The organism is Clostridium punense (genome assembly GCF_017874425.1).
GTDB lineage: Bacteria > Bacillota > Clostridia > Clostridiales > Clostridiaceae > Clostridium_J > Clostridium_J punense.
This window is the reverse complement of the sequence record NZ_JAGGLL010000006.1, coordinates 20,255-43,169: the sequence shown is the minus strand read 5'-3', so window position 1 is coordinate 43,169 and position 22,915 is coordinate 20,255. Positions and strand designations below refer to the sequence as shown.

Below are 22,915 nucleotides of genomic sequence, written 5' to 3'. Positions count from 1 at the left end.
GCATAGATAGCCTGTCTATGTGTCTTTTTTTATACATAGGAAACTTTGAAAATTTTCATTGAAAGAAATAGATAAAGCATTAGAGAAAGACTTAATATGATGGGTTTCTAGTAAATACGAAAGATAGAAGTAATTGCAACTACTTTAAAGTGCATGAAAGTACACTGACTTGCCTTTTAAAGGGAGCAAATTAATAAATTTCTTATTTTAGGAAAGTTATTTTTATAAATTATTGATATAATAATAATTAATGACATTATTAAGATTTAGTAAGAAGGGGAAAGAAATGCAGTTTTTAACAGGTAGTGAGAAAATTAAAAGCTTAAGAAAAAGATTTAAAATGACACAAGATGATTTTGCTAGTGAAAACTTTACAAGAGGGTATCTTGGTCTTTTGGAGAATGGAAGAAGAAATATAACGGAAGATGCAGCAAAAATTATTACAGAAAGATTTAGGGAAAAAGCAAAGGAACTTGGGCTAGATATAGAAATAGATGATAGGTACTTTTTAAGAACCATAGAAGAAGAAGCAGAAAAATACTGCATGGATAAATTAGCTACGGATTTAACCTATAAAGAACTAGAAGATATTATAAAAATTGGGGAACAGTATAATTTGCATAATGTCAAAGCAGAAGCATATAAAGTAGCGGGAGATAAGAATTACAATGAAAGTAAATACTTAGAAGCTTATAAAAATTATTTTTACTCCTTAGACTCATTAACTGATTCTGCGCACTTGAAGGAAAGATGTTATCTTTATAATAGATTAGGTATGTGCAAGTATATTTTGCTAGATTTTAATGAAGCTATAGTTTATTTTAATAAAGCAATAGTTAATTCAGAGATTGTAAGGGAAAAGATTACTTTGCAAAATGCATTATATAACTCAGCGCTTTGCTATCAAAACCTATCTAAATTGGATGAATCACTTAAATATATTGAAAAGTTTTTAGAACTATGTGATAAAGAGAAAGAGTTAGAGCGATATGTTTATGCTAGTAGTTTTAAAGCTAGTTGTTATGAAGATAAAGGTGATATAGATAGAGCAATTGAAATTTATAAAGAGCTAATTTTAATGATTAATAATGAAAAAGTGTTAGCATACCTTTATAATAATATGGGTTCACTATATGTAAAGAAGAAAAACTTGACTGAAGCCTTAGAGTATTATAATAAATCTCAGAAAATTAGAACTAAGATAGATAAGAAAAATCTATCACATACTTTAATTGATAAATCATCGGTGTACATGGCAAAGGAACTTTACGATGAGGCATTACTTATTGTTAGCTTGGGGTTGGAAAATGCACGAGAAAATAATGATTATGAATATACTTTAAAAGCATACACAATCATGGAAGAAATTTATATTAAGCTTGAAAAGGTGGATAAAGTTAAAGAAACTATTAATGAAATATTAGCTTTCTTAAATGAGACAGATAATAAGTTAATGAAAATTAGTTATTATAATAAACTTCAAAAATTTTATTTTGAAGATGATGAATATGAAAAGGTATATGAATGCTTAGAAGAGATACAAAAGTTGTTGAAATAAGTTTCTCTAATGGTTTAATAGTACAAAGGCAAATCTAGAATAAGCGAAGGTTATTCTAGGTTTTTATTTTTTTTGTTGAATAAGTAATATGGGGATTTATTATGATATAAACTGTAAAGTTCTTGAAGTGATATAAGTAAGTAATGATTGAAAAAATGATACAATATTTAAAATCAAATGTATCTAATATGTTTACAAAATATTTTGAAATTGGTATCATATAATTAGTACACTATTAAATCTACAGTAAAGTTAATGATAGTACAGAAGTATTAAACAGCTTACGTCTATAAGATAATGATAAGAGAATAATATTATTTAAGGGGAATAAATTGGGGGGAGATTTTATGGAATTATTAAGAACAAGACGACTAACAAAAACTTATGGGATTAAGGAAACTGAGGTTAAGGCACTTAAACCAACAGATATATCTATTGAAAAAGGAGAATTTACAGCCATAGTGGGTCCAAGTGGTTCAGGAAAAAGTACTTTATTGCATCTTTTGGCAGGGCTTGATAAGCCTTCTGCTGGACAAGTTTTTATAAATGATACGGATATTTATTCTATGGGAGAGAAAGAATTATCTAGATTTAGAAGAAGAAATATAGGATTTATATTTCAGTTCTTTAACTTGATTCCAATACTATCAGTAGAAGAAAATATTAAATTACCACTGTTAATGGATGGGAAAAAAGTAGATGAAGCTTATATAAATGAAATCATGGAAACCCTAGATATTAAGAATAGAAAAACACACTTGCCAGGAGAAATATCAGGAGGACAACAACAAAGAACTTCTATAGCAAGGGCTCTTGCAAATAAGCCATCAATTATATTTGCAGATGAGCCTACAGGAAACTTAGATAGTAAAAACAGTAATGAAGTTCTAGATTTACTTACAATGTCCATAAAAAAGTATAACCAAACCCTGGTTATGATAACTCATGATCCTAATATTGCAGCCCGTGCAGATAGAGTTATAACTATAGCTGATGGAATAATTGTGGATGATAAGAGGGTGAAATAATGAGGAGTTTTTGGGGTCTAATTCCACGATATATTCTAAAGAATAAGAAAAGAATATTTTTTATGGCAGTTGGAATAGTACTATCTATAACTTTAATTAGTTCTTTAAGCATAATGGTTGAGGCACTACAAAAGTCATCAAAGGACAGGATAGTAAATCAAGCAGGTGGAACCTACGATATAAGATTTGAAACCCGAAATTATGTTAGAGCACAGGGGCTTAAAACTGATTCTTTGGTGGAGAAGGTTTCCATGGTAACTGTATTTGGAAAATATCAGGTTCCTAACACTAACTATGAATTAGAACTTGGAGGTTATGAAAGTAACATAACGGAACTGCTAAACTTTAAATTAATAGAGGGAAAATTTCCAAGTGGTGGAAATGAAATTGCCTTGGAAAGTTGGATATTAGATGCATTACCACAAAAATACAAAGTAGGTGATAAGATAAGATTATCTTATACAATTGAGTATGTGGATAGTAAGGGAAAGTATATGCCTGTGAATATGGAAAGTGAGTTTTTATTGGTTGGAACCTTTCAGCATGTAGCCAATGGATTTTTAAATAAGAATACGGCAAAGGCTTACTTAACTAAAGAGTTTGTGGAAGCTACTGCTGCAAATAAGAATTTTCACTACAATGGCTACTTAACAGTTATCCCTAAGTATTCTATAGGAGAGGGATTATCCCAATTGTCCTCTACAAATGTATATTCAGACTTAGATTTCTTGCCTAGTTCTATAAAATCCTTTATGCTTATAGCTGTTGATGTTATGAATCTTGTAACTAAGATTATTTTTGTGATAATTGGTATCGTGGCTAGTGTAATCATATATAATATATTTAATGTTTGTATTAGTGAAAGAACAAAGGACTTTGGAATGCTAAGAGCTATAGGTGCTTCACCTAGAAAAATTAAGGCTCTTGTCTTAGGAGAAGGATTATTATTAGGAGCAATATTTATTCCTCTAGGAATATTAATTGGAAACCTTGCAATAAAAGCTATAATCATGGTGTCTTCAGGATATAAGGACTTTAATGGCGTATTTAGTATTCCTAAAGAAGGCGTTACTGCATCTGTTATAGTTGGGTTTTTAAGTATTTTAGGTGGAACCTACTCTTCTGCTAGAAAAGCTTCTCAAATTTCCCCTATGGAAGCTATTACATCAAATAATAATTTAAAACTAAAGGGAAGAAAAATAAAGAAAGGCATACAAAGTACAAAGGGAATTAGAAAAAAAGCCTCTTTTACTACTAATATGGCATTTCTTAACGTGAGTAGAAACAAGAAGAGATTCACTACTACAGTAGTATCCTTAAGTATTACCATAATCATGTTTTTTACTGTAAATTATTTAATTACTAATTCTGATCCTATAAATAGCTTTAAGAAGAACTTTCAAGGTGATTTCACATTAAGTACTTTTCTTACTGAGCCAGGTTATGGGTTAACGCAAGATAATATTGATAAGCTAAATAGTATAGATGGAGTAAAAAGTGTTTCAAAGCAGAAGTTTTTCAGGACCAATGTTGAATTTCCAAAAGAGGGAATCACACAGGAAGGTATGGACCATATAAAAGAATTTAGCAGAAGAAGTTATAGATTAAGAGAAGACTTTGAAAAGGGCAAGTATCAATTTCTTACCAATGTAGAGGGTTATGTAGATCAAGATCTCATGAGGTTAAAAGAAGGTCTACTTGAAGGAGCAATAGATCTAGATAAGATGAAAGAGGAGCCAATTGCAATAATAATAGAAAACTTAAACTATAATAATTATACTAGTTTGCAAGTTGGGAGCAAACTTAAAATCCCTTATATAAGATATGATAATAAGGGAAATGCAGGAGAGAAAACACAAGAGGTTACTATAGGAGCAATTGTTAGGGCGGATATGTTAAAGAATGTAGACCCTACTATAAGTAGTACTATTATTTTAAATGAAAAAGCTATGGAAAAATATCTAAGCATTGAAGAATTCCAACGAGCAAATATTTTACTTGATAAGGATGCTGATTACTTAAAAGTAGAAAGTGAAATCAAGGAAATCACAAAACTTGCAAGAGCCATGGAAGTAAAATCCTTTAAAGAGGAGCTTAAAACTATTAAGAAGGAAAATTTAGAAAGATCACTTATAATGTATAGCTTTGTATCCATAGTAGCTGTAGTTAGTATTATTAACTTAATCAATATTATGTATATGAATGTTATTTTAAGAAAACGAGAAGTTGCTATGATGAGGGCACTTGGTCTTGGTAGTGATGAAGTGAGAAGTATGATAAAAACCGAAGGTATGTTATATGGAATTTCAGCTAGTATGGTAGGGTCTATATTAGGTATACTTTTAACCTATGGTATTTTTAAAGTAGGAAGAAAAGTTCTAATGGCAGGAATGACCTGGGAATTTCCTGTGATGGAAGTAATTGCTATCTTTACTGTAACAATATTCATCACCTTTATAGCATCAGTGCTACCTTCAAGAAAGCTATTTACTTCAAGTATAGTTGATTCCATAAGAGGAATTGAATAAATGATATGAATAAGCAACTAACTATTAAGGCGATATCTTTAGTGGTTAGTTGTTTTATATTATGAGTGGTAAGTAATTAATAGTAAATCGCTGAATGTTTGATAAAAAACATAAAATGGTTTATACTAAAAAGTGGAAATGAACTTGTTCATCATTTAATTTAGTAGTAATGGTTGCTACTTAACTTTAGTTCATATAATTACAGAAAATATGGTTTACGGAGGGATTTTATGAATTCACCAATAAGTTTAAACATTAAAAAAGCAATGCCTTTTGCTCGAGAGGAAGATATATTAAAGCTTAAACCTATGGTTACTGATGCCCATCATACTTTGCATCATAAGGATGGAGCAGGACATGAGTTTTTAGGTTGGCTTGATTTACCTGAAAATTATGATAAAGATGAATTTCAGAGAATAAAAGTAGCAGCTGAAAAGATAAAGAAGGATTCTAAAATCCTTGTGGTAATTGGAATTGGTGGTTCATACTTAGGAGCCAGAGCTGTAATTGAGGCCTTAACTCATAGCTTTAATAACAATTTGCCCTATGAAAAGAGAAAAACTCCTGCAATTTACTTTGCTGGAAATAATATAAGCTCTACTTATTTAGCTCACCTTATAGAAATTGTAAAGGATGAGGATTTTTCTATAAATGTAATTTCAAAGTCAGGAACAACCACTGAGCCTGCTATTGCTTTTAGAGTTTTTAAAGAGCTTCTTGAAAACAAGTATGGAAAAGAAGAAGCTAAAAATAGAATATATGTAACCACAGATAAAGCTAAAGGGGCATTAAAAAATCTTGCTAATGAAGAAGGCTATGAAACCTTTGTAATTCCCGATGATGTAGGGGGAAGATTCTCAGTTTTAACAGCAGTAGGATTACTTCCAATAGCTACAGCAGGACTTAATATTAATGAATTAATGAAGGGTGCACAAGAGGCTAGAAATGAGTATAGTTGTGAAAGTTTAGAAAGCAATAACTGCTATAAGTATGCAGCTATAAGACATTTTTTATATATCACAGGAAAAACTACAGAAATTATTGTAAATTACGAGCCAAGTCTTCAATACATCAGTGAGTGGTGGAAACAGTTATTTGGAGAGAGTCATGGAAAAGATGGTAAAGGGATTTTCCCTGCTTCAGTGAATTTTTCTACAGATTTACATTCTATGGGACAATATATTCAAGATGGATTAAGAAACCTTTTTGAAACTATTATCAATGTACAAACTCCTAAGGTAGAGTTAATTCTAAAAGAAGATGATAAAAATGTAGATGGACTTAACTTTTTAAGTGGAAAAACCATAGATTTTGTAAATAAAAAAGCTATGGAAGGAACAGCTCTTGCTCATAATGAAGGAGGAGTTCCTAATATAGTAATAAATCTTAAGGACCTTACTGAATACAGTATTGGATATTTAATTTACTTCTTTGAGAAGGCTTGTGCTATAGGTGGATATATGTTAGAAATAAATCCTTTTGACCAAGAAGGGGTAGAAGCGTATAAAAAGAATATGTTTGCCCTACTTGGAAAGCCAGGCTATGAACACTTAAAGAAAGAGTTAGAAAAGAAACTAGAGGAATAGCTATGAGAATACTTGTAGATGCAGATGCATGTCCGGGAAAGCACATTATTGAAGAAGTTGCTAAGGAATTTGGATTAGAGTTAATACTGTACTGCGACATTAATCATATATTAACTAGTAATTATGCCACAGTTAAGTATATGGATAGTGGTTTTCAAAGTGTAGATATGAAGATTGCCAATGAGGCAAAGGCTCAGGATATTATAGTTACTCAGGATTATGGTGTAGCTGCTATGGTTCTTGGAAAGAAGGCCTATGCCATAAGTCCTAAGGGAAACATCTACAGTAATGATAATATTGATAAACTACTATTTGAAAGGCATATCTCCGCTAAAGTAAGAAGAGGTGGAGGAAAAACTGCCAGTCATAAAAAAAGAAGTAGTGAAGATGACACAAGGCTTAGAGAAAACCTCATAAGATTAGTAAGAAAAAGTGAAGTTAATTTATAAAAGAAAAGGATTTAGTTGGGTGATTTATATTTACCTTGCTAAATCCTTTTTCTTTTCCCTAATGACCAGGTTTAAATTGCTCCATGTCCACAAAGGTCTTAGGACCCTCAGGAAATAGAAGACCATTATTAGTTCTTTCAATTATAGGATAGCTGTCTCCGACCTTTTGAATAGTTACATCTTTTTTCTTGTAAGTATATTCTGGGTCATAATGAAAATCTCTATCATTTTTACTCATTATCATCACTCCTTAAAAGTATTTTTAGCACTTTAGGAGAATTTTATTACAGGTATTTCTTCATGGAAATTTCATGATAATATAAATCTATATAAAATTTTATAAAAATTATGAATTTATTAAACGCAAATATTGACGAAATATGAATTATTTAGTTATAATGGAGGTAAGTAAGTGGTTACTTACCTAAATGGAGGCAGTATGAAAAAAAGTTTTTTGAAAAGAAAAGAGGCAATTATACTAAGCGCAATAGAGATTATAGATGAGTTAGGATTTCAAGGGCTATCTACTAAAGAACTTGCAAAAAGCCAAGAGATAACTGAAGGAGCTCTTTATAAGCACTTTACTAGTAAAGAGGAAATCATATTGGCAGTGATTGATTATTATGGTCACTATGATGACATTATTGCTCAAACAGTAGAGATGAAGAATATGGCTCCGAAAGATGCATTAGTATTTGCAGTAGGGTTTCTTGCTGAGTACTATGAGAACTATCCAGCAATTACGGCTATTGCAAACTCCTATGAGGTTTTTAAGTACAATAGTCTAGCTAAAGATAAAATTAGAGCTATCCATGAAAAAAGAGTAGAGTTTTTGAGTAACCTAATACTTAGAGGAGTAAATTTAGGGGACTTTCCTAACAGTGTAAAAGCAGAGCAATTTGCAAAGGTAATCAAAGGATTTTTTAGAGAGACAATTTCTGAGTGGAGAATGAATGATTATAACTTTTCATTAAAAGAAAGAATTTTGTCAACATTAGATATGTTATTTAGTATTTATTAAAGTTAGATACTATAGTATAGATAACCTAACTACAAAAAACTTAAAGTTAGGTTATCAAGGAATTGATAGGAGGAATTATATGAAAAGGGTACTTATTGTAGATGATGCAACTTTTATGAGAATTTCAATAAGAACAATGCTTGAGAAAAATGGCTTTCAAGTTGTTGGAGAAGCTGAAAATGGAGAAGTTGCAGTAAAAAAATATGTAGAGTTAAATCCTGATATAGTAACAATGGATATAACTATGCCAGATATGGATGGTGTACAAGCCTTAAAGGCTATAAAACAAATAGATAATAATTGCAAAATTGTTATGGTATCGGCAATGGGACAGGAAACCTTTGTAAGAGAAGCAGTTATGTCTGGCGCAAAGGGGTTTATAGTTAAGCCTGTCAATGAGGAACACCTAGTAAAGACTTTAAGTAAGCTATAATAATTGATTTTGGCGGTGATTAATGTGCAGGAACTTTTAAATCATCAATACATAGTTTTTCAAATATTAGATGAGAAGTATGCTTTAAAAATACTTGATATATATGAAATTATTAAGCTTCAGAAGATAACAACAGTAAGCAATACAAAAGGTTTTCTTGAAGGAGTTATAAATTTAAGGGGTAAGATAGTACCCATAGTAAATGTACATAAAAGATTTGGGATACCAAGTTATAAGATTAGCAAATCAACACGTATAGTTGTGGTAAAACCTAGAGACGAAATGATTGGAATCATAGTAGACGGAGTAAATCAGGTGGTTAAGTTTAAAGATGTGCAACCTTCCTTAGATATAGTTTCAGGAATTGAAGGTACCTATTTTGAAGGTATGGGCGTAACTAGTGAGGGCGTAGTAAACATTATGAATATAGATAAGGTACTTTATGAGGAGTGAGGTGAATAAATGTGTCAGATATTTATGAACTCCCTGAAATAATAGCAGCATTTACTGATGAACTTGAAGAACAGCTGCAGGTTTTAGAAGAGTGTATTTTAGAATTAGAACAGTCACCGGGTGCAGATGAACTAATTCAGAAAATCTTTAGGGTAGCTCATACTTTAAAAGGAGCCTCTTCCACTATGGGCTTTGAAGAAATGAAGCTTTTAACTCATGAAATGGAGGATATACTTGATAAAATAAGAAGTGGCTCACTTAATATAAATAACCATATAATTGAGGTTTTATTTCAATGTATGGATTATTTAGTCCTATTGAAAGAAGAGTATAAAAATAACAGACATAATATAAAAATAGATATTAACCCAATAGTACATAAAGTAAAAAACATAATTAATGGGAATGTGTTAATAGACACTATTAATTACAAGAAAGAAGAGATTATAGAAAAACATATTTCAGAACATTCAGCGAATGGCTTTCGAGAGTTAAAACTCTTAGGTTATAATATTTATTTATGCAAAGTAGAAATATCACCAATGAGTTTTATGAAGCTTAGTAGAGCAATACTCATAAGAAATTATTTAGATGAAAATGGCAAAGTTCTTGAAACTTATCCTGATTTGTTTGAAGTAAAGGAAGAGGAAGCTATAAAAGAGGTTTCTTATTTAATAGCTTTTAAGATGGATAAAACTCCTTTGGAAGCACAGCTTTTAGATGAATTAATTGACGTAGATAGTATTAAGGTAGAGGAAGTAGATGTAGAAGAAGGCAAAGAGGAAGAAAAAGTTAGCTTAGAAGAGCCAAGCTTTAACGAACTTAGAATGACTTTAGAGGATAAATCTAATTCTAGTATGGGCGACAAAAAACTCATGCAAACAGTAAGGGTTGATGTTGAAAGACTAGAAAAGATGATGAATCTTGTAGGGGAATTAGTTATTGAACAAACCAGAATGGCCCAGGTAGGAAGAACACTTCATAATAAGTATTCCTCAGATAGTTCTGTAGAGGAGCTTCAGGGAATTGCATCTCATGTTTCTAGGGTTGTAAGTGAACTTCAAGAAAATGTTATGAAGTCTAGAATGGTACCGGTTCAACAATTATTCAGTAAGTTTCCAAGAATGGTAAGAGATTTAAGTCAAGAACTAGGGAAGAATATTGAATTAGTTTTAGAAGGTGGAGAAACAGAGATGGATAGAAATATCATAGAGGAAATTAGTGATCCTCTGATTCATCTTATACGTAACTCCATTGATCATGGTATTGAAGACTCAATTAAGAGAAAAGAACTTGGAAAACGGGGAAAAGGATTATTAAAGATTAAAGCCTATCATGCAGAAAACCATGTAATTATAACCATAGAGGATGATGGTGCAGGGATAAATATAGAAAAAGTAAAAAATAAAGCAATAGAAAGAAATATAATAACAGCCCAAGAGTCAGAAATACTTCCAAGACAACAACTTATTAATCTTATATTCGAAAGCGGTTTTTCAACCTCTGATGAGGTCAGTGAAATTTCGGGTAGAGGGGTAGGTATGGACATAGTTAGGAGCCATATCAATAAGTTAAGTGGAATTATTGAAACAGAGACTGAGGAGGGAAGAGGAACTAAGTTCACCATTAAGCTTCCCTTAACTCTAGCTATACTTAGGGGGCTTTTAGTAAAACTTAAGCAGATTACCTATGCACTGCCAATGAGCAATGTCCTTGAGATAGTGAGAATGCCCTTTGAACAGGTTCAAAAGGTTAAAGGACAAGCAGTTATTATGCTAAGAGAAAGAATTATTCCTTTGGTATGGCTTCATGATTATTTTAATATGGAAAGAAGCATAGTTAAAAAGAATATATTTGTTGTTATTATAGCCATTGCTGATAAGAAGGTAGGAATAGTAGTGGATGAGCTTATCGGGAACCAAGAAATTGTTGTTAAGTCCTTTGGAGCTTACATTGGAAAAGTTAATGGATTTTCAGGAGCTACTATTTTAGGAGATGGAAGTGTAGCTTGCATTTTAGATGTAGTTGGAATTGCAAAATTAATTAATGAAAGATAAAGGAGAAGAGAAAATGGCATCAATTACGAAGAAAATAGCTTTAAAACATATTAATAACTTGGGAATAGGAAGTAAGCTAAGTGCAATTTTAAGAAATACTAAAGGACTAGAAGATAAAGCAAGAAACTTAGAAGTTTCAGCAGAAGAAGTAATTAAAGGAGCCGAGGAGCAATCATCGACTATTAATGAAGCAAGTAATATAACTAATAAACTTTTGGGATCTATAAATGGGGTAGTAAAAAATACGGAGTTATTAAACAACCTTTCAGCAAGAACTTCCAATACTATGGAAGAAGTTTCAAGTTCCATTAAAGAGGTTGCTGCTAATAGTGATAGTGCAGCTGCATCTGTAGAACATATTGCAACATCTATTGACCAAATGAGTAAGTCAATTAAAGGGGTAGCTGGTAATGCTGAAAGTTTAAAGGGCTCTGCAGAAGAAACAGCAGCAGCCATTGAGGAAATGGTGGCTTCAATTTCACAAGTGGCAGGGAATGGGGAAAGTGCATCAGCATCAGTAGAAGAAATTTCAGTTTCCATAGAACAAATGGGAAAGTCTATTAAGGGAGTAGTAGGTAATGTTGAAAGTGTAAAAGCATCTACAGAGGAAGTAGCAGCTGCTGTGCAAGAAATAGCAGCATCAACAGAACAGGTAGCAGGAAATAGTGAAAATACTGCAAGTGCTGTGGAGCAAATATCAGCTTCTATAGAGCAGATGGGAAAATCAATAAAGGGAGTTGCAGGTAATGCAGAGAGTGTAAAAAGTTCAACGGATGAGGTAAGTGCTGCAGTTCAAGAAATAGTGGTTTCTATTGCACAAGTAGCTGGAAACAGTGAAAGTACAGCAAGTTCAGTAGAAGAGATTTCTGTATCTATTGAGCAGATGGGAAAATCCATAAAAGGAGTTGCAGGCAATGCTGAGAGCTTAAAAGCATCTACAGAGGAAGCAGCAGCAGCAGTACAAGAAATAGTAGCTTCCATAGAGCAAGTGGCAGGGAATAGTGAAAGTACAGCAAGCTCTGTAGAGCAAATTTCAGCCTCCATAGAGCAGATGGGAAAGTCTATTAAAGGAGTATCAAGGAATGCTGAGATGTTAAAAGGCGCTTCAGAAGAAGCATCAGCGGCGGTTCAGGAGATGGTAGCTTCAGTAGAACAAGTAGCAGGAAATAGTGAAAGTACTGCAAGTTCAGTGGAACAGATTTCAGCTTCAATTGAGGAGATGGGTCATTCTATTCAAGGTGTGGCTACAAATGCTGAGAAACTTCAAAAGTCTTCTGTAGAGACTTATTCTACGGTTGAAGGTATGGTAGTGTCCATAGAGCAGGTAGCTAAGAATGCACAAAATATTGGTAAGTTAAGTGATAAGGTTCAAGTAGATGCGGAAGAAGGGCAAAAGGCTGTATCAGCATCCTTGGGGGCATTAAGAGAGATTTCTCAGGTTATTCATGGTGCTGAAGAAGTAATAGATGGTCTTGGTAAAAGCTCTGATAAAATAGGAAGTATAATTGAAGTTATAGATGATATTGCTGAGCAAACTAATCTTTTGGCATTAAATGCAGCTATAGAAGCAGCAAGAGCAGGGGAACATGGTAAAGGTTTTGCTGTTGTTGCAGATGAAGTTAGAAAACTTGCAGAGAGAAGTGCTGCTGCTACAAAGGAAATAGCAGGACTTATCAAAGGAATTCAAAGTGAAACTACAAATGCAATAAGGGCAATTGGAGTTGGAACAGAAAAAGTAGAACAAGGAACAAAGCTAGGGGATGAAGCAGGAAGGGCAATTGAAAAGATAGTAACTGGAATAGGAAGTGTAAATGAAGAAATTCAGCAAGTTACTAAGGCAACAGAAGAGCAAAGTAAAGGCAGTAAACAAATACTTGAATCAGTTAAGGTAGTAACAGAACAGGCAACTATGGTTACTCAAGCAACAAGGGAACAAGCAGCTGGAGTAGAGGAAATTATTAAAGGAATTGGCAATGCAAGAGAGCAAGTAAGACAAATTACAGATGCAGTTAAAGAGCAAGCAAATCAAGGTCAAAATATAATTGTAGCTGTTGAAAATGTTACTGAGCAGGCGGCACAAGTAACTCAAGCCACTAAGGAGCAAGCAGCTGGTGCAGAAGAAATAATTAAAGGTATAGAAAATGCAAGGGAGCAAGTAAGACAAATAACCATAGCAGTAAAGGAACAAGCAAAACAAGGGCAAGATGTTGTGGTTGCTGTTGATAATGTTGTAGATCAAACAACTCAAGTTACTAATGCAGTAAAAGAGCAAGCTTTAGGGGTAGATGAGGTTATCAAAGGAGTAGTAAATGCAAGAGAACAAGTAAGACAGATAACTGTGGCAGTAAAAGAACAAGCAAAACAGGGACAGGATATAAGTGCTTCAATGGAAAGTATAACTCAGCAGATGGCACAAGTTACACAAGCTGTGAAGGAACAAGCATCAGGAGTAGATGATATAATAAGGGGTGTTGGAGATGCTAGGGGTCAAGTAGCACAAATAACTGGTGCTGTTAAGGAGCAGGCAAGCCAAACCCAAGATATAGCATCCTCTATGGAGAGTTTAACTGAACAGATGAAGGAAGTTGCAGGGGCAGTTAAGGAACAGGGCGTAGGTGTAGATGAAATAATTAAAGGAATTGGTAATGCTAGGGAGCAAGTAAGACAAATTGCTGTAGCGGTTAAGGAACAAGCAAAACAAGGGGAAAGTATTACTGCTGAGATTGAAAATGTAACCTCACAGGCAGCAGAAGTTACCGAGGCAGCTAAAGAACAAGCTAAAGGTGTTGAAGATATAGTTAAGGAAGTAATAGGAGCAAGAAATCAAGTGAAATTAATTACTGACTCAATGAAAAAGCAAGCTTTAAGCTCAGAAGATATTGTAAAAATGGTTAGTGAAGTAAAACTTCAAACAGAACAGGTTGTAGCTGCTACAAAGGAGCAAATAGAAGAAGTTGATACTGTAGTAAACTTTACAAAGGACTTATCAAAAGCTTCCAATATAAGTATTAAGCAGATAGGTAAAACTTCTAACTCTTCAAAACTTGTAGTTGAAGCAGCTCAAAGCATAAGTGAAGCCATAGAAAATGTTATCATATCCTTAGAGAAGTAAGGATTAAATTTAGCTAAACTTAAAAAGTACAGCCTATAGATTGAAGTATGGGCTGTACTTTTCATTTAAGTGAAATGTTGTGGTTGTTGTGCAATTAGGCATCTGAAAATAAATAACAAGTCAAAGATGTGAAGGCTATTTTGTGATAGACAAGGAAACAGGTTCCGCAGATAGTGGAGCTATCAAAGGGTTCTGTTGACACAGTATAGCACAAAATAGACGAGCAGATTGACTTATTTATTTTTTGAAGATGCCTTAATATAGTTATTATAAATATAGGAGGGATTTTGCTTATGAATGATATTGGATTAAAAAATCTAGCAACTATGATATATGATAGGTGTGGAATAGATTACTTAAAAAATCTCAAATCCTTAAATACAAAAATATCACAAAGGATAAAAGAACTAGAGCTATCTACCTGGGAATACTGTGGGTACCTAAGGGTAGAAAAGGAGGAATGGGATAAACTTATAGAGCTTATAACTATTAATGAAACTTACTTTTTTAGAGAAGAAAACCTATTAAAAGAATTTAAGGAGACCATACTTCCACAGTATGGGGGAAGAACTAAGGATAACCCTCTTAGAATTTGGTGCGCAGCGAGCTCTACAGGAGAAGAACCTTATACATTGTCTATGCTTATAGAAGAAAGTAAATTGTTTGGGCATGGTGCTGTTGAAATTATTGCATCGGATATAAATAAGAAAGTAGTAAAGAAAGCTGAAAGTGGATGCTATAGTAAAAAATCCTTTTCCTTTAGAAAAACACCTAGTGAAATGCTAAATAAATATTTTATACATAAAGATGAGGAGTATGAAGTAATACCTGTGGTGAGAAATAGAGTTAAGTTTAAAAATCTGAATATGCTTGACCCTAAAATTGAGGAAGAGGTAGGAAGAGTAGATATTATATTTTGCAGAAATGTGTTAATTTATTTTGATGTAGATACTATTAAAAACTTGTCCCAGTCATTTTATAATTTATTAAAAGATAAGGGATATCTTTTCCTAGGTCATGCAGAAACCATATCCGGAATGAACTCGGGATTTAATGCAATTTACACTGACTCCACCTTTTATTACAGAAAAGAGGAAGAATTATAATGGAGCAATATGGAGTTTTAATAGTTGATGATTCTTCCTTTATGAGAAGATGTATAGGTAAACTTATTGAAAAAGATGCTAGATTTTTTATTGTAGGTATTGCTAGAAATGGAATAGACGCCTTAGAAAAGATAAAAAGATTAAAACCACATGTAGTAACCATGGATATTGAAATGCCTGATATGGACGGTATTGAAGCTATAAATCATATTATGAATACTTGCCCTGTACCTATAGTAGTAGTTAGTAAACATACTTATGAGGGAGCTGATGCTGCTGAAAAGGCTTTAAACTTAGGGGCAGTAGATTTCTTTTTAAAGTCTGAAGTAATTGGAGAAGATATACCTTTAGAGAGTGAAAAGGATTTTTTGAAGAGACTTAAAATCGCGGCTGAAGGAAGAAGTGAGAATTCAATAGCCGGTGAGACAAAAATAGAAAGGTACATAGAGTCACCCAAAAAAAATAACACTGCTAATAAGTCTCAGGTAAACTTAATTATTATAGGCTGTTCTACTGGAGGTCCCTCTGCACTACAATCCATATTACCTAGATTTCCAGAGGAATTTAATATTCCTATAGTAGTCATTCAACATATGCCTCCAGGGTTTACAAAACCTCTAGCAGAGAGATTTAATTCTCTGTGTAATATAAGAGTTAAGGAAATAGAGAATGAAGAAGCTATTGAAGGGGGAACTATTTATATATGTCCTTCAGGTTTTCAAACTCTCATAGAAAAAAAGGGAGACAAACTTTCCTTTAAGGTAACAGATAAGGAAACCATAGAAACTTCCTATAGACCTTCTATTAATGAAACTTTACTTTCAGTAGCACCACTATATAAGGAGAGGTTGCTTACAACAATTTTGACCGGTATGGGTAACGATGGACTTATTGGCTGTGAATTAGTTAGAAAGCATAATGGAAGTATAATAGTGGAGGCAGAAGAATCTTGTATTGTGTATGGTATGCCAAAGGTAGTATTTGAAGCAGGACTTGCAGATTCTCAAGTTCCTCTATCAAAGATATATGAAGAAATTATTTCATATCTGTAAGGGATAATCTAATCAAGTTAATAGTTCAAAAGAGGTGAGGCTTATTTGGAAAGGTTAAATATTTTTTGTGAAAGCTCAAAAAAACAATACTGTAAGTTTGTAGAAATTATTGATAACATGAGTGAAGCTATCTTAATTTATGATCATCAGGGGGTTATAAACTTTGCAAATTCTAGATGCAGAGACTTTTTTGGATTTACACCTGAAGAAATGATAGATACTACTGTTCTGGATTATGTTCATACAGAAGATATAGAAAAAGTCAAAGAGTCAATAAAACACAGATTGAAATATGGGTCGGAAGTGGTTAGTGAAGTAGCAATAGTTCATAAAAAAGGTGAAATTAGGCATTGCAGATTTAAAGGGAAGGCCATAAAAAAGGATGAAAACATAATAGGAATTATAGTAATAGGTGAAGATATAACTGGCAAAAAAGTAGGAGAGAAAAAACTTAAAGAAAGTGAAGAAAAATACAAAGCTTTATTTAATAACACAATGGATGCAATATTAGCTCAAGAGTTACCAGATGGAGAATCTTTAGGAAAGTTTATAGAGGTAAACGAAGAGGCTATAAGTTTATGGGGATATAGCAGGGAGGAACTCTTAAGTATGAGTCCCTTGGACCTTGAAGGGGTAAAAAATATGCCAGATGCGAAAAAGATGATTGATGGAGTATTAAGTGACACTTGTAGAACTTTCCACCGCATAACCTATGCAAAGGATGGTAGTAAGGTTCCGGTTGAAGTAAAGAAGCATATATTTTATCTTCAAGGAAAAAAAGTTTTGCTCTCCACTGTTCGGGATTGTAGAGAAAGAAAAAAATCTGAAGAAGATTTAAATAAAAGCATACATAAATATCAAGCTTTATTTAAGAACATGGTAGATGCCTTTGCCTATAGTAAGATATTATTTGACTCAGAAAACAAGGCAGTGGATAGTATAATTTTAGAGGCAAATGAGATGTTTAGGAATATGATGGATATAAAAAGTGAGGATTTTATAGGGAAAAGAGCTAGCCAGTTTCATAATAATTTAGAAAATAAGAATAATGATTGGTTACAATTATGTGGGAAAGTTGCATTAACGGGAGAATCAATAAAAGTTAATGAAGTATATTTTTCAAGGTTAAATAAATGGTTTTCAATATCTTTATATACTCCTGAAAAAGGATATTGTGCTACAATGTTTTCCGATATAACTAAAATAAAAGAATCGCAGGAAGTTTTACAAAAGGCTAAGGAAGCTGCTGAGGAGGCCAATCGTGCCAAAAGCTCATTTTTAGCAAATATGAGCCATGAAATAAGAACTCCTCTTAATGGTATTATGGGATTAATAGATTTAACTTTACACTCGCAGTTAGATGAGGATCAAAAGGAAAACCTAGATCTTATAAAAAAATCAGCAGATTCACTGTTAAGTATAATTAATGATGTATTAGACTTTTCAAAAATTGAGGCCGGAAAGCTTTTAATGAGGACAGTAGATTTTAATTTAAGAGAGCTAATAGAAAACATTATAAAAGTTCATAGAGTAAATGCAAAGGAGAAGGGGGTAGCTTTAAGCTATTGCTTTAGGAATAAAGTTCCACTGAATTTAAAGGGAGATTCGAGTAGAATTCAACAAATTTTAAATAATTTAATAGGCAATGCAGTGAAATTCACAGAAACGGGAAAAATTAGCGTTAATATAAGGAATACTTCAAAAAGTAATGATAATGTAGAGTTAGAGTTTGAGGTTTTAGATACTGGAATCGGAATTTCTAAAGAAGATATGAGCAAGCTTTTTAAGGATTTTAGCCAAATTGACAGCTCTATAACAAGAAAGCATGGAGGAACTGGACTAGGGTTAATTATAACTAAGCGACTAGTTGAAATCATGAATGGAACCATTGGAGTTGAAAGTCAGGTTGGGGTTGGAACAAGTTTCCACTTCACCATAAAATTACAAGTGTCACAGGCGGGTTTAAAAGAAGAAAAATGTAAAGATATTAATCTAATAAACGATAAAATACTTAAAGTTTTGTTAGTGGAAGATGATAAAACTAATCAATTGGTAACAAAAATGATGCTACAGCGGTTAGGTCATCAGGTTACCACAGCTAACAATGGTGTAGAAGCCATTAATGTATTAAAGGAACAAAGCTTTGATGTGATATTAATGGATATACAAATGCCAGAAATGGATGGTGCCGAGGCAACTTCAATTATAAGAAGTAAAGGTAAGGACTTAAATAGTAATATTCCTATTATTGCACTTACTGCCCATGCTCTTGAAGGTGATAGAGAAAAGTTTATAGCTATGGGGGCTGATAGTTATATCCCAAAACCCGTAAGTATAGGTACCTTATATGAAACTTTAGATAAAGTTATTTACGGTAAAAAGAGTAATACAAATTGTGGTAAAAAAGAAGATCTAGAGAGCTTTAACTATAGTTTTAATACCATGAAGGAGTATAGTAAAAATTTAAGGAGTGCCCTTCAACTAGAAAATTTGCCATTAGTAGAACGAAATGCCCATGATATTAAAGAAGTATCACAGAAGTTGGGGAAAGCTAACATAAAAACACTTGCCTTTAGATTACAACTAGCAGCAAGAAGAGGAGATTTAGAGGAAGTAAAGAAGCTTTACTATGAATTAGAAAAGGCTCTTATAATGTAAGCTATAACTTATATGTTTTAGGAGGTATAGATTTGAAGATTTTAATAGCTGAAGATGACTTAGTGAGTAGAAAGTTAATGTTCAAGCTTCTTTCAGCCTATGGACAATGCGATTTAACGGTAGATGGAATAGAAGCAGTTGAGGCCTTTGATATGGCACTAGACTTAGGAGAACCCTATGATTTAATATGCCTTGATGTAATGATGCCTAAAGTTGATGGTATTAAAGCTTTAAGAGCAATTAGGGATATAGAAAGACAAAGAAAAGTAGAAAGTAGTAGCAAGGTGAAAATCATCGTATTAACAGCTTTAGGAAATACAGAATACGTTTCAGCTGCTTTAGAAACAAAAAATGAAATGTATGTAGAAAAGCCAATTGAAACAAGTAGTTTAATTAGTGCTATGGAACAATTAAGTTTATTATAAAAGGTAGAGTTTTAAATTTGATACAAAAGATAAATAGGTATAATAGCTATTATTCATAGCTATTGTAGTTTTAAATCATTGGGGGTTGAAATGAGAAAAACAAAAATTAACCTATTAGAATGTAATGAAGGGGAAATAGTAGCTGAGGATATTGTTGCACCCTATGGTTCTAAATTAGTAGTTAAAAATACAAGGATAAACAATTATATAATATACAAACTTAAAAGCTTCAATGTAAATCATATATGGGTATATAAGCATCAACAGGATGCAGGTTATGAAAAGCTAAAAAGTAAGTATAAAGCTAATGTTCTAGATTTTAAGAATGTGTTTAATGATATAGCTAAAGGAGAAAAGTTTAGACCCAATAGTATTAATAATATAGTACAAAGTATGAAAGAGGAAACCAATTATAATAATATAGTAAGGTTATTGACAGCCATAAAAAGTGCAGATGAATATACTTATAACCATAGTATAAATGTGGGATTTTATTGTTGGCTGAATGCTTCTTGGCATGATTTCTCAAAGAGAGATACATATAGTTTAATACAGGCAGGTTTGCTCCATGATATTGGAAAAACTAAGATTCCAATTGACATATTAAATAAACCTGGAAAGTTAAAAGAGGATGAGTTTGAGATTATAAAAAAACACTCGGTATATGGATATGACATTGTTAGAGAAACCCATGAAATAACTGAGGAAGTTAAAAGCTCTATTCTTATGCATCATGAAAGACAGGACGGATCAGGATATCCATACGGACTCAAAGGGAAAGAAATATCTAAGTTTGCACAAATTATATCTCTATGTGATGTATATGATGCATTAACTTCAGAAAGAGTGTATAAGAAAGGGGATAATCCTTTTGAGGCTTTTCAATTCCTTCAAACCATTGGAATAAGAATTTTTGATATGAATATCTTAAAAACATTTATGGATAATCTATCTGGATTGCTTGTTGGAAGTAAAGTATTACTAAGTAACGATAAAATTGGGGAAATTGTTTATGTTCCTTTAAATAATATAACCAACCCCATAATTAGTGTGGATGCAGAATTTATTGAACTATCAGAGGCGAAAAATATCAATATTGTTAAGTTTATTTAAAGCGCTAAGAGTATACCCTTGGCGCTTTGCTTTTTTTATAGTTATGATATAGGGAAGCACAAGTTTAAGATTATTCAGCCATTTATTAACTATAATTTCATCTTAAAAGCAATACCATAAAGTTTAGTCATAATTCACAAAAAATAAAGAAAAACCAGTATTTTGTTGTTACATATTATGGAATTATAGTATAATATAATTATTGCTATGGATTACGTAGTTTTGAGAACTTTAGGAGGAATATGGGTAATGAATGAGATGAATATTGTTACAAGTTTAGAAAGTCCTCAAGAAAAGAATAAAGAAATTAAGATATCCATTGAAAATAAAATAGAAGATGGGTTATTATATAAATTTTTAATTGGCAGTGATGGTAAGTGGAGCACGCTTAAGGATTTTCATAAGGATAGCTATGCCCTTTGGACGCCTAAGGAAGATGGAAAGTATATGATAATGGTACATGCTAAAAGAGAAGGCAGTAAAAAGTCCCATGATTATACTTCTAAGATAGATTTTATAATTGGAACCATTGAAGAGAAATTAATTAAATACATATCTCTAGATAAAGCAGAGGCAAAGATAGGACAAAAGATTAATGTAACTGTTGAGCCCAATACTCTCCCAGTGATGTATAGGTATTGGATTAAAGAAGAAGCAAGATGGCACTTAATTAAGGATTACTCTATAGAGAACACTTTAAGCTATGCCGCTAAGTTGGAGGGAGATTTTGAAGTTTTAGTGGAGTGCAAGAAGGAAAACTCTCCTAATATCTTTGATGATTTTGCCTCAGAAAAGTTTAAGGTATTGCCTGTGGAGGAAGTAGAAATTAGGAACTTTAAATGTCTTTGTGAGGACGTTCTAGTTGGGGAAGAGCTCACCTTTGAGGTGGAAGCAGCCTTTGATGACAGCAGAACTATACTTTATAAATTCATAAGGCTTCAAGAGGATGGAAAGGCAGAAACAGTACAGGACTTTTCAACAAAACGATTAGTAAGCTTTTCAGAAAAGCAACCAGGAAACTATAAACTTCTATGCGTGGCAAAAGATATGTATTCACAAAAGCTTTATGACGATAGAGCCTTAATGCATTATAAGGTAGAATTGTATAGGCCAGTGAAAATTATAAGTATTACCTCAGACTTAAGCTCTCCTCAGGTTGAAAACACCTCTGTAGTGCTTAAAGGTATAGCTATAGGGGGAAAGAATCTTCGCTATAAATTTAGAGTAGACGGTAACGATCCTTATACTTCAGAGTATCAAAAGGAAAATACTTGTGTTTGGACGCCTAAAAAGTCTGGAAAATATCTTATTGAACTTTTAGTTAAGGATGAAAGCTTTCCAGAGGAATTTGAAGCTAAGAGTAGCATGGAGTTTACCATAGAAGAAGATTATGTAGAAAACGTGTCTATAGAGGACATAATACTAGATAAAAAGAAGGATTTGCTTATAAATGAACCTGTGAATATAAAAGTGGCAGCTAAGGGTGGACTAGAGCTCATGTATGAGTTTATAGTAACAAAGGATGAAGAGGTCATTGATAAACTGGAATATAGTGAGTACGATTGGGTAGACTTCACCCCTGAAGAAGTAGGGGAGTATAAGTTAGAAGTAAGGGTTAAGGACAGAAGATCCAAGCGGGAGTATGATGTGCATTCAGTAGTATACATTCAATGCAGAGAATATGTGCCAGCAAGAGTAGATTACGTTTTAACTCAAAATAAGAAGCTTTATCTTGTAGGAGACCCTTTTGAAATAGAAGCCATTGCAGAGAATACTAAAAGTACTTTGATGCAATACAAGGTTAAAATAAATGGTCATGAGGTTGAGGAAACAGAGTTTTCTAAAGAGAAGAGGTTTAAGCTAGTTCCAAAATGTCCAGGAGAATATGAAATTGAAATATATGCAAGAAATATTACCAGCACTAAAAACTATGATGCTAAAAAGGTAGTTAAGTTTATAGTAGCAGAGGCACCACCTATAACAAATTGCAAAATAACTACAGAAAATGAAAGCTTTAAGTGCAATGAAGCTGTAAATTTCACAGTGGGTTGTGAGGGTGGAAAAGACATAGTATATGAATTCTATCTGATGGAACGAGGAGAATGGAAGGTTATACAAAAATATAGCAAAAAGAATTACTACACCTTTATTCCTTTTACTAGAGGTTATTATAAGCTATTAGCTTTATGCAAAAGCAGCTTTAGTAAGCTCTCCTATGAGGATTATAATATGGTGGAAATTGAGGTTAATGAGTAATATTTTGCAAAAAACAAATTTAAAGTATTTAAAAGTCATAGTTTAAGTTTAGAATCCTTAATGGGCTTAAAGATAGAAAA

17 protein-coding genes are annotated in these 22,915 nt (G+C 32.6%); 16 read left to right on the top strand and 1 reads right to left on the bottom strand.

Annotated elements, in window-relative coordinates:
* Nucleotides 1–286 precede the first annotated feature (286 nt).
* The 5 genes from J2Z44_RS05125 (at nucleotide 287) to J2Z44_RS05105 (ending at nucleotide 7,149) form a co-directional block, all read left to right on the top strand.
* Nucleotides 287–1,558: a helix-turn-helix domain-containing protein gene (locus J2Z44_RS05125; protein WP_021284578.1), complete on the top strand. Its 1,272-nt coding sequence runs from the start codon at nucleotides 287–289 to the stop codon at nucleotides 1,556–1,558.
* A gap of 347 nt (nucleotides 1,559–1,905) precedes the next feature.
* Nucleotides 1,906–2,586, top strand: coding sequence for an ABC transporter ATP-binding protein (locus J2Z44_RS05120; protein ID WP_021284579.1), 681 nt, complete (start codon nucleotides 1,906–1,908; stop codon nucleotides 2,584–2,586).
* The gene (locus tag J2Z44_RS05115) at nucleotides 2,586–5,114 is read left to right on the top strand and encodes an ABC transporter permease (protein WP_021284580.1); all 2,529 of its coding nucleotides are present in this window, start codon (nucleotides 2,586–2,588) and stop codon (nucleotides 5,112–5,114) included. The genes J2Z44_RS05120 and J2Z44_RS05115 overlap by 1 nt, the downstream gene beginning before the upstream one ends.
* A 230-nt stretch (nucleotides 5,115–5,344) precedes the next feature.
* A complete protein-coding gene (locus tag J2Z44_RS05110; protein WP_209649390.1) occupies nucleotides 5,345–6,700 on the top strand; it encodes a glucose-6-phosphate isomerase in 1,356 nt (451 codons plus the stop codon).
* Nucleotides 6,701–6,702: 2 nt separating this feature from the next.
* Nucleotides 6,703–7,149: a YaiI/YqxD family protein gene (locus J2Z44_RS05105; RefSeq protein ID WP_021284583.1), complete on the top strand. Its 447-nt coding sequence runs from the start codon at nucleotides 6,703–6,705 to the stop codon at nucleotides 7,147–7,149.
* A gap of 58 nt (nucleotides 7,150–7,207) precedes the next feature.
* Here J2Z44_RS05105 and J2Z44_RS05100 read toward each other — a convergent pair whose 3' ends face one another.
* Nucleotides 7,208–7,387: a hypothetical protein gene (locus tag J2Z44_RS05100; RefSeq protein WP_021284584.1), complete on the bottom strand. Its 180-nt coding sequence runs from the start codon at nucleotides 7,385–7,387 to the stop codon at nucleotides 7,208–7,210.
* A 201-nt stretch (nucleotides 7,388–7,588) separates the two neighbouring features.
* Here J2Z44_RS05100 and J2Z44_RS05095 point away from each other — a divergent pair, with 201 nt between their 5' ends.
* From J2Z44_RS05095 to J2Z44_RS05045, 11 genes are all read left to right on the top strand, one after another.
* On the top strand, nucleotides 7,589–8,170 hold the full coding sequence (locus J2Z44_RS05095; RefSeq protein ID WP_152513280.1) for a TetR/AcrR family transcriptional regulator: 582 nt from the start codon (nucleotides 7,589–7,591) through the stop codon (nucleotides 8,168–8,170).
* Nucleotides 8,171–8,249: 79 nt separating this feature from the next.
* A complete protein-coding gene (locus J2Z44_RS05090) occupies nucleotides 8,250–8,603 on the top strand; it encodes a response regulator (RefSeq protein ID WP_021284586.1) in 354 nt (117 codons plus the stop codon).
* A 24-nt stretch (nucleotides 8,604–8,627) separates the two neighbouring features.
* Nucleotides 8,628–9,056, top strand: a complete 429-nt coding sequence (locus tag J2Z44_RS05085) for a chemotaxis protein CheW (protein WP_021284587.1) — start codon at nucleotides 8,628–8,630, stop codon at nucleotides 9,054–9,056.
* Nucleotides 9,057–9,067: 11 nt separating this feature from the next.
* Nucleotides 9,068–11,113, top strand: a complete 2,046-nt coding sequence (locus J2Z44_RS05080; RefSeq protein ID WP_021284588.1) for a chemotaxis protein CheA — start codon at nucleotides 9,068–9,070, stop codon at nucleotides 11,111–11,113.
* 13 nt (nucleotides 11,114–11,126) lie between these two features.
* Entirely contained in the window at nucleotides 11,127–14,225 is a 3,099-nt protein-coding gene (locus J2Z44_RS05075; protein ID WP_245353043.1) for a methyl-accepting chemotaxis protein, read from the top strand.
* Between the two features lie 293 nt (nucleotides 14,226–14,518).
* Entirely contained in the window at nucleotides 14,519–15,331 is an 813-nt protein-coding gene (locus tag J2Z44_RS05070) for a CheR family methyltransferase (protein ID WP_021285080.1), read from the top strand.
* Nucleotides 15,331–16,383, top strand: a complete 1,053-nt coding sequence (locus tag J2Z44_RS05065) for a protein-glutamate methylesterase/protein-glutamine glutaminase (RefSeq protein WP_209649388.1) — start codon at nucleotides 15,331–15,333, stop codon at nucleotides 16,381–16,383. The genes J2Z44_RS05070 and J2Z44_RS05065 overlap by 1 nt, the downstream gene beginning before the upstream one ends.
* A gap of 45 nt (nucleotides 16,384–16,428) precedes the next feature.
* Complete coding sequence (locus J2Z44_RS05060; protein WP_021285084.1) at nucleotides 16,429–19,041, top strand: PAS domain-containing hybrid sensor histidine kinase/response regulator; 2,613 nt, start codon at nucleotides 16,429–16,431, stop codon at nucleotides 19,039–19,041.
* Nucleotides 19,042–19,073: 32 nt separating this feature from the next.
* Entirely contained in the window at nucleotides 19,074–19,466 is a 393-nt protein-coding gene (locus J2Z44_RS05055; protein ID WP_021285085.1) for a response regulator, read from the top strand.
* A 90-nt stretch (nucleotides 19,467–19,556) separates the two neighbouring features.
* On the top strand, nucleotides 19,557–20,579 hold the full coding sequence (locus tag J2Z44_RS05050; protein ID WP_021285086.1) for an HD-GYP domain-containing protein: 1,023 nt from the start codon (nucleotides 19,557–19,559) through the stop codon (nucleotides 20,577–20,579).
* Nucleotides 20,580–20,828: 249 nt separating this feature from the next.
* The gene (locus tag J2Z44_RS05045) at nucleotides 20,829–22,835 is read left to right on the top strand and encodes a triple tyrosine motif-containing protein (RefSeq protein ID WP_021285087.1); all 2,007 of its coding nucleotides are present in this window, start codon (nucleotides 20,829–20,831) and stop codon (nucleotides 22,833–22,835) included.
* Nucleotides 22,836–22,915 lie beyond the last annotated feature (80 nt).

Excerpts from the sequence above, each read along its gene's own strand:
- J2Z44_RS05075 (WP_245353043.1), top strand. The coding sequence starts at position 11,127 with ATGGCATCAATTACGAAGAAAATAGCTTTAAAACATATTAATAACTTG.
- J2Z44_RS05045 (WP_021285087.1), top strand. The coding sequence starts at position 20,829 with ATGAATGAGATGAATATTGTTACAAGTTTAGAAAGTCCTCAAGAAAAG.
- J2Z44_RS05115 (WP_021284580.1), top strand. The coding sequence starts at position 2,586 with ATGAGGAGTTTTTGGGGTCTAATTCCACGATATATTCTAAAGAATAAG.
- J2Z44_RS05110 (WP_209649390.1), top strand. The coding sequence starts at position 5,345 with ATGAATTCACCAATAAGTTTAAACATTAAAAAAGCAATGCCTTTTGCT.
- J2Z44_RS05065 (WP_209649388.1), top strand. The coding sequence starts at position 15,331 with ATGGAGCAATATGGAGTTTTAATAGTTGATGATTCTTCCTTTATGAGA.
- J2Z44_RS05090 (WP_021284586.1), top strand. The coding sequence starts at position 8,250 with ATGAAAAGGGTACTTATTGTAGATGATGCAACTTTTATGAGAATTTCA.
- J2Z44_RS05070 (WP_021285080.1), top strand. The coding sequence starts at position 14,519 with ATGAATGATATTGGATTAAAAAATCTAGCAACTATGATATATGATAGG.
- J2Z44_RS05125 (WP_021284578.1), top strand. The coding sequence starts at position 287 with ATGCAGTTTTTAACAGGTAGTGAGAAAATTAAAAGCTTAAGAAAAAGA.
- J2Z44_RS05095 (WP_152513280.1), top strand. The coding sequence starts at position 7,589 with ATGAAAAAAAGTTTTTTGAAAAGAAAAGAGGCAATTATACTAAGCGCA.
- J2Z44_RS05100 (WP_021284584.1), bottom strand. The coding sequence starts at position 7,387 with ATGAGTAAAAATGATAGAGATTTTCATTATGACCCAGAATATACTTAC.
- J2Z44_RS05120 (WP_021284579.1), top strand. The coding sequence starts at position 1,906 with ATGGAATTATTAAGAACAAGACGACTAACAAAAACTTATGGGATTAAG.
- J2Z44_RS05105 (WP_021284583.1), top strand. The coding sequence starts at position 6,703 with ATGAGAATACTTGTAGATGCAGATGCATGTCCGGGAAAGCACATTATT.
- J2Z44_RS05050 (WP_021285086.1), top strand. The coding sequence starts at position 19,557 with ATGAGAAAAACAAAAATTAACCTATTAGAATGTAATGAAGGGGAAATA.